This is a genomic window from Nocardia sp. CA-136227 (assembly GCF_050955695.1).
In the GTDB taxonomy this organism is placed as follows: Bacteria; Actinomycetota; Actinomycetes; order Mycobacteriales; family Mycobacteriaceae; genus Nocardia.
The window spans coordinates 4572031-4584158 of record NZ_CP192081.1 but is presented as its reverse complement, the minus strand read 5'-3'; the positions used below and the strand labels follow the sequence as shown (position 1 = coordinate 4584158).

Here is a 12128-nt window from a genome sequence, read left to right as displayed (position 1 = left end):
ACTCTCGTCGCAATCACCGACTTCGACAGGAGCAGCCATGAACACCGACATCGCGCAGGCCCGGCCCGACACCTACGACATGGTGGTCGTGCACAACGCTTTTCGCCGCCACTTCCGCGCCCTGCCCGCCCTGGCGGCGGCCGTCGCCCCGGGCGATGTCGAGCGCGCCCGCGTCCTCGCCGACTTCCTCGCCGAGCTGGGCACCGGGCTGCACAGCCATCACACCGGCGAGGACGAACTGATGTGGCCGCTGCTGCTCGAACGCGCCCCCATGGCCGCCAACCTCGTCCTGCGCCTCGAGGAACAGCACGAACGCATCGCCGAACTCTCGGCCCGCGCGCAGCGCGACGCCGCCGAGTTCGCCACGGCCGCCGACCCCGCCGCGCGGGACCGGTTCGCCGCCACCGCCACCGCCCTCGCGGCCGCGTTGGACGAGCACCTCGCCGAGGAGGAGACTCACATCCTGTCGGTCGTCGAGCAGGTCATGACCGTGCCGGAGTGGCGGGCGCTCGGCGAACGCGGCCGCGCGCACATGCCCAAGGATCGCCAGCTGGTCTTCCTCGGCTTCCTCCTGCACGCCGCCTCCGCGCCCGATCGGCGCAAGGTTCTCGCGGAGCTCCCGAGGGCCGCGCGCCTGGCGTGGCGGCTGCTCGGCCGTCGCACCTTCGACCGGGAATATCGCCAGGTCTACGGCATCGCGCCGAACTGGTGACAGATCAAATGAACGCTATTTAGTAATACGTGTTCACAAACCGGCCTGTGGTGTGGTTCACTCGACGTCGAACGTGTTCCAAAGGAGGTTCCGTGTCCGCGCCGTCCATTCCCAACGGTTTCGACTTCACCAACCCCGACCTGCTGGCCGAGCGCCTGCCGGTCGAGGAGTTCGCAGCTCTTCGCAAGCAAGCCGCTCCGTTCTGGGTGCCGCAGGCCGATGGCCTGACCGGCTTCGACGACGGCGGCTACTGGGCGATCTCCCAGATGGATGACATCAAGGAGATCTCCAAGAACCCCGAGCAGTTCTCCTCCGAGGAGAACACCTCGGTCATCCGCTTCTACGGCGACATCGCCCGCGAAGAGATCGAGGTGCAGCGCTACCTGCTGCTGAACATGGACCCGCCCAAGCACACCAAGCTGCGCCGCATCATCTCCAAGGGCTTCACCCCGCGCGCGGTCGAGTCGCTGCGCAACGCCCTGCGCGAGCGCGCCGAGCGAATCGTGCACGAGGCCAAGAAGAACGGTTCCGGCAACTTCGTCGAGCAGGTCGCCTGCGAGCTGCCGCTGCAGGCCATCGCCGAGCTCATCGGCATCCCGCAGGAAGACCGCCGCAAGATCTTCGACTGGTCCAACCAGATGATCGGCTACGAGGACCCCGAGTTCGACGGTGACCACAAGGTCGCCACCGCCGAGGTCATGGGCTACACCTACAACCTCGCCGAGCAGAAGCGCGCCTGCCCGATGGACGACATCGCCTCCACCCTGCTGCAGGCGGACCTCGAGGGCGAGTCCATGGCCTCGGACGAGTTCGCCTGGTTCATGATCCTGCTGTCGGTGGCCGGCAACGAGACCACCCGCAACGCCACCACGCACGGCATGAAGGCGTTCGTGGACAACCCGGATCAGTGGGAGATCTACAAGGAGCAGCGTCCGCGCACCGCTCCCGACGAGATCGTCCGCTGGGCCACCCCGGTCATCGCCTTCCAGCGCACCGCGACCGAGGACCTCGAGCTGTCCGGCGCCTCGATCAAGAAGGGGCAGCGCATCGGAATGTTCTACAGCGCGGCCAACTTCGATGAGAAGCACTTCGAGAACCCGAAGCAGTTCAACGTGCTGCGCAACCCGAACCCGCACGTCGGCTTCGGCGGCACCGGCACCCACTACTGCGTGGGCGCCAACCTGGCCCGCCTGCAGCTGGATCTGATCTTCAACGCGATCGCCGACGTGATGCCGAATCTGCGCCAGGTCTCGGAGCCGGTTCGCCTGCGCTCCAGCTGGCTGAACGGCATCAAGAGCTGGGAAGTCGCCTACGAGTGAGCGATCGGGCCCCGGACGCGGTAACTTTTGATACCCCATCCGGGGCCCTGCTCGTTTCTACATTGGAGTCAACCATGAGTGAACCTCGCCGACGCGGACGAGCGCCGGCGGTCAGCGACGCCGATATCCGCCGCGTCGCGCGGTCACTACTGGTCGACCACGGCCCGGACGCGATCACGCTCCGGGCCATCGCCCGTGAACTGGGCATCACCGCCCCCGCGCTGTACCGCTATTACGAATCGCGCGACGACCTGGTCGCGGCCGTCCGCACCGACGTCTGCCTCGACCTGGCCAAGGATCTCGAGGCGTCGGTCGAGGGTCTCCCCGACGACGCCGGGGTCCGCTTCTTCGCTATCTGCCGCGGCTTCCGCCGCTGGGCGCTGACCCACTCGCGCGAATTCACCCTGGTCTTCGCCTCCCCGGTCACCGCCGGAATCACCAGCGCCATGCAGCAATTCGGCGAACCGGTCGGCCGCATCTTCCTCGGGGCCGCGGGCCGCCTGCTCACCGACTACCAGGTCGTGACCACCCCCACCGAGCTGATCCCGCCGGAACTGCGCGACGACCTGATCACCTTCCAAACGGAACTGCTTCGCGTGCTGGCGGATTCGGGCCAGAAGTTCCCCGCCGAGAAACTCGACCTGGGTGTCAGCTACGTCATGATCCAGTTCTGGGCGCGCCTCTACGGCCACGTCACCCTCGAGGTCTTCGGCAACTACCCGATCCAGATCTCGCACCCCGACGTGCTCTTCGACTCCACCCTGGCCGATATCGGCCGCGGCATCGGCCTCGTGGCGCGCTGACCCTGGCGTCAGGAACCATGGTGGCCCGCAACCGATCCGGTTACGGGCCACTGGTCGGTCGCCGCGGTCAGGCCAGCATCTTGGCCTTGAGCGCGGCGATATCGGCCGCGGTCAGCCCGAGGCCGTTGCTCACGTAGTTGGCGAAGCTGCCGTAGGACTTGTTCGCCTGGGCGAAGGCCGAGTCGAGCTCGGCGGTGGTCACGCCGTTGTTCACGTCGCCGGGGGCGGCGTCGCGGTAGTAGCTGGACAGCATGAAGTCGTAGTACACGGTGTCCTTGTCGACCCCCAGCAGGGTCAGCAGCACCGCGCCCGCCCAGCCGGTGCGGTCCTTGCCCGCCGTGCAGTGGAACAGGACTCCGCCGTTGTTGTAGGCGATGTCGCGGATCACGTCGGCGAAGCCGGCGTTCGCGCCCGGAGCGGTGATGAACTGCGGATACGCGTTCGCCGCCGACGACGCCGTGCTCAGCCCCGATATCGGCGAGAGCCCGCCCAGGACGTCGTCATGGTGCTCGGCCGCTCCGGCGGGGATCTTGTCCGAGCCCGCGAGCAACTGCTCGTAGCCGGTGCGCAGATCGTGCACCGAGACCACATTGTGCGCGGCCAGCGACGCGACGTCAGCGGTGGTCGCCGAACTCAGTGCGGCGGTGCGGAATACCACACCGGTGCGGACGCTGTGACCGTCTGTGGTCCGGTACCCGCCCGCGTCGCGGGCGTTCTGCACACCGGACAGGTTCAGCGAGCGCGCGGCCGGATCGAGCAGGACATTGGCGGTCGCGACCGGTGGATCGACCGCGAGCGCCAGGCCGGGCGAAACCCCGAAGGTCAAGGCGGCGGCCAGTACCACGGTCGCGCCGATCGTACGAGGTCGAATCATGGGTGTTCCCTTCGATAGACGCCCCGGCACCCGCCGGTGCGTACAACACCGGGCCGGGACAGCCGGGAGCCTAGCTGACACCGTGTCTATCGAATGGATAGTTTGTTAGCGAACGTCGGGTGTGGCCGAAAAGGTCAGCGTCAGACGCTGAGGCGTGAACCTCCTGCCGCGCCGACCATGTCGGCCACCGGGGGCTCGGCGGGGGCGCGCTCGTCGTCGAGGATGGGTTCGCTCAGGCCGATACGCTGCTGAATGCGCTTCATCCAGGCCGGGGCCCACCAGCAGCGGTCGCCCAGCAGCTTCATAACCGCCGGGACCAGCATCATGCGCAGGACGGTGGCGTCGATGATCAGGGCCGCGATCATGCCGTAGGCGATGTACTGCATGAGGACCAGGTCGGAGAAGGCGAACGCGCCGGTGACGACCAACAGGATCAGCGCCGCCGCGGTGATGATGCGACCGGTGTGGGCGGTGCCGGAGCGGATCGCCTCCTCGGTGCTCGCGCCGCGGGCGCGGGCCTCGACCATGCGCGACAGGAGGAAGACCTCGTAGTCGGTGGAGAGGCCGTAGATGATGGCGATGATGAGGAACAGGATGTTCGCCTGAATCGGCTGCGGCGTGAAGTTGAGCAGCGTCGCGCCGTGACCCTCGGTGAAGATCCAGGTGAGGATGCCGAGGGTGGAGCCCAGGCCCAGCACGCTCATCAACGCGGCCTTCAGCGGCAGCACCAGGGAGCCGAAGGTCAGGAACATCAGGATCGTGGTCGCGGCCAGGACCAGCGCGATCATCAGGGGGAGACGGTTGAGCAGCGCGGCGATGGTGTCGTGCTGGACCGTGGGGACGCCGGACACCATGAGGGTGGTGCCGTCGGCGGTCTCCAGATTGCGCAGGAAGTCGATCGTCTTGTCGTACTTACTGGAATCGACCAGATACGCCTGGGTCTTGTAGATCGTCGGATCGGTCTGGGACCGGGTCGGGATCTCGAAACCAGAGGGCAGCAGACCGGGGGCGAAGCTCGCCCGCTCGACCAACGGGCCCACCTCGGTGCTGTCGCCGGTGACGATGATCAATTCGATCGGGTCGGATTTGCGCAGCGGGAAATAGGTGTCGATCTCGTGCTGGGCCACCCGCACCGCATTGTCCGGCGGCAGATACTTCTCGCTGAAACCGCCGAAGGCGATATTGCGCACCGGCAGGATGAGCACCAGCAGGCCGAGGATCAGCAGCGCGGTGATCTTGCGCGGATGCCGCATCACCCACGAGGTGCAGCGGCCCCAGAAACTCTGCTCCACATCGCGGGCCGCGTCGGCACGCCGGAAGCGCTCGATGCCCAGGGCGTTCACCCGCGGGCCCAGGATCGCCAGCATCGCCGGCAGAATCGTGACCGCCGTGAACGCGGCCAGGCTGACCGTGGCGATCGCGCCGTAGGCGATGGACTTCAGGAAACCCTGCGGGAACAGCAGCATCCCGGCCAGACTCGCGACGATCATGGTCGCCGAGAACACCACCGTGCGGCCCGCAGTGGTCACCGAACGCCGCACCGCGGTCGGGGTGTCGTACCCGGCGGCCACCTCTTCTCGGAAGCGGCTCACTATGAACAACGCGTAGTCGATGGCCAAGCCGAGCCCGATCATCGAAACGACCGGAGCGACGAACGAATTCACCTCGGCGATATTGGTGATCCCCCGCACGATGCCGTTCGCGCCCAGAATCGTGAGCACACCGATCATGAGCGGCAGCGCCGCCGCGACCACGCCGCCGAAGATGAAGAACAACAGAATCGCGACCGCCGGGATCGCCAGCAATTCCATGCGATGGGTGTCGGCGGAGATGGTGTCGGTCAGCGCGGTCCCGATGGGTTGCAGCCCACCGACCTTCACATCGATGCCCGGCACCGCGAACGCGTTCTTCACCTGCACGTAGTGCGCCGACAGCGCATCACCGGTCTCACCCTTGAGGGCAATGGAGGCGACCGCGCGCGTCTTGTCCTTGGTGGCCAGGCCCGACTGCGAGCCCAGGGTCGTGGTCACCCCGGGCCAGTAGGTGGCGTTGACCGCCTGCACCGCGTCGGGGAACCGCGTGGTGAGGCTGTTGAGACTGTCCACCACCGGTTGATTCACGGTCGGGTCGTCGACCGTCGTCCCGTCGGGGAAGTGATAGATGATGACCATGTCCGCGGCGTGGTTCGGCCCGAACGCGCCGGCCGCCAGCTCCGCGGCCTGCACCGACTCCGAATTCGGGTCGTCCAGACCACCCGCGCTGAGGCGACCCTCGAACCCCAGTGAGTACGCGCCGAGGGCCAGCAGGGCGGCCGCGACCGCGGCCAGAACGAGGAAGCGATAGCGGGCGACGAGTTGTCCCCATAGCGCGAAGACATCGCGTTCGCGCGGGCGGCGGCTCGTGGTCATACTGCACGGTAACAGGCATGATCAGAATTAATTAAAAGCCTTGTCTGGCAATACAATTAGAATTACACGAAACGTGATTTCATGATAGATGAAAGGTATTTATCGAGGTCGCGAATCAACCGGCCGCGAGCCGGGGGCGGCGCAATGAGCCCATGCGCCGGATGATGCGCGGACGCCGCAGGTCACGGGCCATCCATTCACCCAGGGTGACGCCGGCGGCCAGCGCCAGACCGACCGCGAACGCGCTGAACAATTGGTTCAGCCCGATCAGCAGTTCGTCATTGAGCAACGCGTACAGGCCGCGATAGACCTTCAGACCCGGCAGCAGGGGAGTGATGCCCGCGACCGCCACCACCAGTGGGGGCGTCAGCGCGCGCCGGGCGAGCAGACCACCGGCCAGACCCACCACGGTGGCGGCCACACCCGACGAGACGACCGGCCCGAACCCGAAATGCTGGGCCAGCAGATAGACCACGGTCGCCGCGCCACCGCTGAACGCGGCCGCCGCGAGCGCCCGCTGCTCGGCATAACAGGCCAGCGCGAACGCGCCGGCGGTCACCGCACCCGCGAACAGCTTGAGCGGCAGATTGGTCAGGTCGCGGGTCGAGATCATCTCGACCGTCGGGACCGTCGCCTCGAACACCTCCGCCACCCGCAGCGTGAGCGCGATCCCGCCGATGATCCCGACGGTCATCATGATCACTTCCAGCATGCGCGCCGACGCGGTCACCGGCGCCCCGGTGATCGCGTCCTCCACCGCGCCTACCAGTTGTAAACCGGCCAGCAGCACCGCGATTCCGGCCGCGATGATCAGCGCCGGGTCCAGATGCAACCCGGACGCGAAGGTGGACACCAGTACCGCGGGCGTCGCGGCGATGACACCGCCCATCATGTGCTGGAAGAAGAACGGCAGCCCGCGCCGGTTCAGCAGCCGGTTGGTGCGGTCGATGAGCATGGTGGTCACGAAACTCAGCAGCCCGATCAGCCAGCCGCCGTTGAGCAACAGCGCCACGGCCGCCGCCATCAGCGCCCAGCCCAGCGTCGCCGACCACCGCGGGTACGGGTGCGGCGCGGAGGTGATCTCGTCGAGAGCGGACAGCGCGTCCTGCGGCGGTACCAGTTCGCTGCGGATGCGCCGGGTCAGCCGGTCCACCGCGGCGAGCCGGGTGAAGTCGAGCGACCGGTAGTGCACGACCCGCATGGTGGTGGCCGGCGGCAGCCGGGTGCCGCGGTCGGCGGAGATACGGATCGAGTTGTAGGTGACGTCGATATCGCAGTTGGACAGCCCGTAGGTGGCGGCGATGAACTCGATCTGGGTGGTGGTGTCCATCACCGCCGTGCCCGAGGCCAGCACGACTTCCCCGACCCGCTCGGCCAGATCCAGCACCTCGGTCACGGTCGCGTCGTCGGTGAGATCGATCGGCTGGACCGGGGCGGGCGCCTCCACGACGGTGTCCACGGTGGCGCGCTGATCAGCGACGACGTGATCGGAGACGGTGGTGAGCAGGCGGCGCCACCACCGGGTGCGCAGCCCCGCGGGCAGACCCGGTGACTCGACGGCCACCTCATTGCTCACAGTAAGAAACGTACACGGGCGATCCAGATCACCTGGATGAGCACAGCCGTGGCAGTAGTGTTTTGGGTATGGCGACGAGCGGCGTTTCGATCTCCGAAGAGCTACGCACGGCACTCGACGGCCCCTGGCGGGAGGTTCGCCAACGGGCCCGCGCAGTCCTCGACGACGACCGCCTGTTCGGCGATCCGAGCCTCGATCTGAAAGCCGCGCGAGCACGTGTGTTGGAGCAGATGGGGCTGGTCTCCTCCTTCGGCTGGGTCGAATCCGGCTTCCGCCACGCCGACGGCACCCCCGGTGACGCGGGCGGGGTCGTCACCGCGCTCGAGATGCTCGCCTACACCGATCTGTCGCTGTGGGTGAAAAGCGGTGTGCAGTGGGGGCTTTTCGGCGGCGCGGTCGAGAACCTCGGCACCGAGCGGCACCGCGAGTACCTCGACGAGCTGATCCCGCTGCGACTGCTCGGCTGTTTCGCCATGACCGAGACCGGTCACGGCAGCGATGTCGCCAACCTGGAGACCACCGCCACCTACGACCCGGCCACCCGGGAGTTCGTGGTGCACAGCCCGACTCCCTCGGCGCGCAAGGACTACATCGGCGGCGCGGCCGAACACGCCCGCATGGCAGCGGTTTTCGCGCAGCTGATCACCGGCGGGCAGAGCCAGGGCGTGCACTGCTTCCTGGTCCCCATCCGCGACGAGGCGGGCGGCGACCTGCCCGGCGTGACCACCTCCGACTGCGGCTACAAGGGCGGCCTGCCCGGCGTCGACAATGGCCGAATCCTGTTCGACCAGGTCCGGATTCCGCGCGAGAACCTGCTCAACCGGTATGCCGACGTGGCCGAGGACGGCACCTACAGCTCCGAGATCGAGAACCCCAGCCGCCGCTTCTTCACCACCCTGGGCACCCTGGTGCGCGGGCGGGTCAGCGTCGGCGGCGCGGCGGCCGCCGCGGCCCGGGTCGCGCTGAGCATCGCGGTCCGCTACGGCGAGCAGCGCCGGCAGTTCGCCGACCCCGACACCGGCGAGGAGACGGTGCTGATGGACTACCGCAGTCATCAGCGCCGCCTGCTGCCGCTGGTAGCCCGCTCCTACGCACTGGCTTTCGCGCAGAACGACCTCGTGTACCGCATGCATCTGGTGCAGACCGGGCAGGAGACCGACCCGCAGGCTCGGCGCGCGCTGGAGAACCGGGCCGCCGGACTCAAGGTGGCGCAGACCCGATTCGCCACCGCCGCCATTCAGGAATGTCGCGAAGCCTGCGGCGGCGCGGGCTATCTCACCGAGAACCGCCTGGTCGGCCTCAAGGCCGATACCGACGTGTTCACGACGTTCGAAGGCGACAATGTCGTCTTGACCCAGTTGGTGGCCAAGGATCTGCTGACCGCTTACGCCGACGAGGTCCGCGATCTCGACGCGCTCGGCTGGGTGAAGTTCGCCGCCACCATGGCCCGTGACGTGGTGCGCGAGCGATCCGGTGTGCGCCAGATGATTCAGCGTCTGCGCGACCGCGGCGACGACACCGTCGACGAGGGCGACCTGTCGCGGCGCTCGATCCAGTTGCAGCTGTTCGCCGACCGCGAGGACTACCTGGTCCGGACGGCCGGACACCGGTTGCGCGCCCGCGCGAAGGAGACCGGGCCGTTCGAGGCCTTCAACAACGCGCAGGATCACATCCTGGCCGCGGGGACGGCCCACATCGAGCGCTTGGTGCTGGAGGCCTTCATCGACGGCATCGCCGCCATCGAGGATCCGGAGGCGCGGGCGCTGGCCGACACCGTCTGCGATCTGTTCGTGTACTCGGCCATCGAGCAGCATCAGGCCTGGTACATCATGCACCGGTTCATGTCGGTGGAGCGGGCCAAGTCGGTGCGGCGCGGGGTGAACGAACTCGTGGATCGGCTACGGCCGCAGGCGCTCACGCTGGTCGAGGGCCTGGGTGTGCCGGAGGGTCTGCTGCGCGCGGCGATGCTGGGCTGACAACAGCATGGCTGGGCTGAACCGGCCTGCCGCACTGGACCTTTCCCCGGCGCTGCCTCGTTGAGAGGTTGCCCACACTCGCCTCTACTACATGCTGTCGTAATTGAGGATGTGATTCGGGCCGTCCGGTACGGACGGCAATTCGCAACGCTGCGAGGGGGAATCATGATCCCGGTAGGTTCTCGCCCGCCCGCCGAGGGCCAGGCGATGATCGACAAACTGATCGCACCGGCGCTCCGCACACCGAAACTGGTGCTGGCCCTGATCGCCATCGCCTTCGTGGTGTGCGGGGCGATCGGCACCCAGGCCGCCGCGCGCCTGTCCAACGGCGGCTTCGTCTCCACCCACTCCGAATCCGCCCAGGTCGGCCGGATCCTGGAACGTGACTACGGCCTGTCCGGCATGCAACTCGTGCTCACCGTCGAATCACCCGGCGGCGCACACGATCCCGCGACCGCCGCCCGCGGCAAGGACATCGCGCAACGGCTCAAGGGTGACTCGCGCATCTCCAAGGCGGTCTCGCCGTGGACCGAGCCGACGCTGTCCACGGCGCTGCTGAGCACCGACGGCCGGATCGGGCTGATCGTGGCCAATGTGCGCGGCGACGAGAACGTCTCGCCCGGCGCGGCCCGCGACCTCGCCGACGAATTCACCGGCACCCACGACGGCGTCAGCAATGCTGGGCCGGGGGCTGGCGCTGGCCGTGCTGATGGACGCCACCCTGGTGCGCATGGTGCTGGTCCCGGCGTTCATGCGGGTCATGGGCACCGCGAACTGGTGGGCCCCGCCCCTGTCGCGGCCGCTGCTGGAACGGGCCGCGCTGCGGGAATGAGCGCGGACGCTATCGTGCAGACGTGAGCAGACCGACCACCCCCGTCCCCGAGCTCCCGGCGGCCCGGCCCCACCCGGCCACCCTGCCCGCCGTGATCCTGGCGGGGGTGATCGTCACCCTGCTTGTGCCGCTGACCTTTCCGTCCGGCGGCGGCTCCACGAGCGCGGACCTGACCCTCGAGAACGGAATCCACTCGGCGCTCGACGCCCACACCTGGGTGTACCGAGTGCTGGTGTTCCCCAGTAACAGTCCCGTCGTGCTGACCCTGCTGGCCGTGTCCGCCGCGTGGCTGGCCTACCAGCGGCTGTGGTGGCATGCTGGCTTCGCGCTGATCGCCCCGGAACTGGTGGTGGCGGTCAATACCTATGCGCTCAAACCGTTCTGGGAACGCAAGCTCGAGCACTATCTGGCCTACCCGAGCGGGCACACCGTGCAGTTGGTCGCCGTGGTGACCGCGTTCGCGCTCGTGACCGAATCCGCGCGGGTGCGCCGGGGCACGGTGGTCGTCATGGCGGTGGTGCTGCCCGCCGTCATGATCGGCATGGTCGGTCTCGGATACCACCATCCGACCGATGTGGTCGGCGGCACCGCGGCCGCCGTGGCGCTCGTGACGGCCCTCTACCTGCCGTGCCGCTACCTCGCGGCAACCACCGCGGGGCGGGCGGCTAGAACAGCGACGCCGCCCCCGCCAGAATGAACCAGACCACCCACAGCGCCGCGATGATGAAGCCCAGGGTGAGCATCACCCGCATGGCCCCGCGCCCCACCTCGATCCGGTCGCTGCGGCGCGGATAGAGCTTCCACGGGCTGAACCACGGCGAGGGCATGACGAAACCGCGGCCCGCCGAGGCGTGCTCCTGCTCCAAGCGGGCCTGCTCCAGGGCGTACGCCTCGGCCTGCGCCTGCTGGGGGCCGCCGTGCCACAGGGTCGGATCGACCGGACCCAGGAAGCCCTCGTTCAGCAGATCCTGCGGAGCGGGCAGATACGGCAGGATCCCCAGGCCGCGGAACGCCCACGCCACGTCATTGGCCGACCACTGCGGGCGCCCCCGCGACAGCAGACCCGTGAAGTGGTCGCGCAGCCGCCGCTCGTCGCCCAGCAGCACCTGGAAGCTCGGGTCGTTCCACAACTGGGTGACCTTCAGATTCGACCCCGGCGGCGGCACCACGAGCACGATGCCGTGGATGACCCGCTGCCCGAGTCCCCGCTCGGCCAGCCAGGTCTGCAATGCGAAGGTGTGATCGCGGGACTTGTCCAGGGGGCTGCGCTTGTCGCCGCCCTCGAAGGTGACGATCCGGTCTCCGACCCGCCACGGGCCGTTGACCGGCACCTGCAGCTCGCCGTCGAGACGCTCGCCCAGCGCCTCGGCCTCGATCACCACGCAGCTGGTCGGCGTCCACACCACCGCGTCGAAGGGATGCAGCTTATCTCCGTGGAACAGAGTGCAATTGACGGTCGCGACACCCTGGGGGTCGGTGCTGCCCTTCCAGGTTCGCAGCCAGTCGATCAGCACCCTCTCGGCGTGCGTGCCGGCGGCGTTCTGCACACGGACGAGCATCGGCTCTCACCTTCCTCGTCGGATCGGTACCGCGAATGGTACGGGCACAACGCCCCAAACTACCGCCGG

Annotated in this window: 10 protein-coding genes; 6 read left to right on the top strand and 4 right to left on the bottom strand. The window is 68.0% G+C overall.

Features of this window, described 5'->3' with window-relative positions; genetic code table 11:
- Positions 1-37: 37 nt before the first annotated feature.
- The 3 genes from ACQP06_RS21095 to ACQP06_RS21085 all read left to right on the top strand — a co-directional run bounded on the left by ACQP06_RS21095 (position 38) and on the right by ACQP06_RS21085 (position 2834).
- Positions 38-712 (top strand): hemerythrin domain-containing protein, encoded by a 675-nt coding sequence (locus tag ACQP06_RS21095; RefSeq protein ID WP_433666219.1) that lies wholly within the window; start codon positions 38-40, stop codon positions 710-712.
- A 92-nt stretch (positions 713-804) separates the two neighbouring features.
- Positions 805-2031 carry a cytochrome P450 gene (locus ACQP06_RS21090; protein WP_433666218.1) on the top strand — a complete coding sequence of 409 codons (1227 nt, stop codon included), beginning with the start codon at positions 805-807 and terminating at the stop codon, positions 2029-2031.
- Positions 2032-2105: 74 nt separating this feature from the next.
- The gene (locus ACQP06_RS21085) at positions 2106-2834 is read left to right on the top strand and encodes a TetR/AcrR family transcriptional regulator (protein WP_433666217.1); all 729 of its coding nucleotides are present in this window, start codon (positions 2106-2108) and stop codon (positions 2832-2834) included.
- Positions 2835-2901: 67 nt separating this feature from the next.
- Here ACQP06_RS21085 and ACQP06_RS21080 read toward each other — a convergent pair whose 3' ends face one another.
- The 3 genes from ACQP06_RS21080 to ACQP06_RS21070 all read right to left on the bottom strand — a co-directional run bounded on the left by ACQP06_RS21080 (position 2902) and on the right by ACQP06_RS21070 (position 7647).
- A complete protein-coding gene (locus ACQP06_RS21080; protein ID WP_433666216.1) occupies positions 2902-3708 on the bottom strand; it encodes a tyrosine-protein phosphatase in 807 nt (268 codons plus the stop codon).
- A 140-nt stretch (positions 3709-3848) separates the two neighbouring features.
- On the bottom strand, positions 3849-6116 hold the full coding sequence (locus ACQP06_RS21075; RefSeq protein ID WP_433666215.1) for an MMPL family transporter: 2268 nt from the start codon (positions 6114-6116) through the stop codon (positions 3849-3851).
- A 115-nt stretch (positions 6117-6231) separates the two neighbouring features.
- Complete coding sequence (locus ACQP06_RS21070) at positions 6232-7647, bottom strand: threonine/serine ThrE exporter family protein (RefSeq protein WP_433673391.1); 1416 nt, start codon at positions 7645-7647, stop codon at positions 6232-6234.
- Positions 7648-7760: 113 nt separating this feature from the next.
- On the opposite strand from ACQP06_RS21070, the gene ACQP06_RS21065 reads away from it, so the two are divergent.
- The 3 genes from ACQP06_RS21065 (at position 7761) to ACQP06_RS21055 (ending at position 11197) form a co-directional block, all read left to right on the top strand.
- Complete coding sequence (locus tag ACQP06_RS21065) at positions 7761-9668, top strand: acyl-CoA dehydrogenase family protein (RefSeq protein WP_433666214.1); 1908 nt, start codon at positions 7761-7763, stop codon at positions 9666-9668.
- Between the two features lie 165 nt (positions 9669-9833).
- Positions 9834-10526, top strand: a complete 693-nt coding sequence (locus tag ACQP06_RS21060; protein ID WP_433673544.1) for a hypothetical protein — start codon at positions 9834-9836, stop codon at positions 10524-10526.
- Positions 10523-11197 (top strand): phosphatase PAP2 family protein, encoded by a 675-nt coding sequence (locus tag ACQP06_RS21055; RefSeq protein ID WP_433666213.1) that lies wholly within the window; start codon positions 10523-10525, stop codon positions 11195-11197. Before ACQP06_RS21060 ends, ACQP06_RS21055 begins: the two co-directional genes overlap by 4 nt.
- On the opposite strand, the gene ACQP06_RS21050 is transcribed toward ACQP06_RS21055, so the two are convergent.
- Complete coding sequence (locus tag ACQP06_RS21050; protein ID WP_433666212.1) at positions 11166-12059, bottom strand: nuclease-related domain-containing protein; 894 nt, start codon at positions 12057-12059, stop codon at positions 11166-11168. The two genes, ACQP06_RS21055 and ACQP06_RS21050, sit on opposite strands and share 32 nt — an antisense overlap.
- Between the last annotated feature and the right edge of the window lie 69 nt (positions 12060-12128).

What these genes read in the sequence shown, in the direction of transcription:
- ACQP06_RS21065 (WP_433666214.1), top strand. Translation starts at nt 7,761, where the DNA reads ATGGCGACGAGCGGCGTTTCGATCTCCGAAGAGCTACGCACGGCACTC.
- ACQP06_RS21085 (WP_433666217.1), top strand. Translation starts at nt 2,106, where the DNA reads ATGAGTGAACCTCGCCGACGCGGACGAGCGCCGGCGGTCAGCGACGCC.
- ACQP06_RS21095 (WP_433666219.1), top strand. Translation starts at nt 38, where the DNA reads ATGAACACCGACATCGCGCAGGCCCGGCCCGACACCTACGACATGGTG.
- ACQP06_RS21060 (WP_433673544.1), top strand. Translation starts at nt 9,834, where the DNA reads ATGATCCCGGTAGGTTCTCGCCCGCCCGCCGAGGGCCAGGCGATGATC.
- ACQP06_RS21080 (WP_433666216.1), bottom strand. Translation starts at nt 3,708, where the DNA reads ATGATTCGACCTCGTACGATCGGCGCGACCGTGGTACTGGCCGCCGCC.
- ACQP06_RS21075 (WP_433666215.1), bottom strand. Translation starts at nt 6,116, where the DNA reads ATGACCACGAGCCGCCGCCCGCGCGAACGCGATGTCTTCGCGCTATGG.
- ACQP06_RS21050 (WP_433666212.1), bottom strand. Translation starts at nt 12,059, where the DNA reads ATGCTCGTCCGTGTGCAGAACGCCGCCGGCACGCACGCCGAGAGGGTG.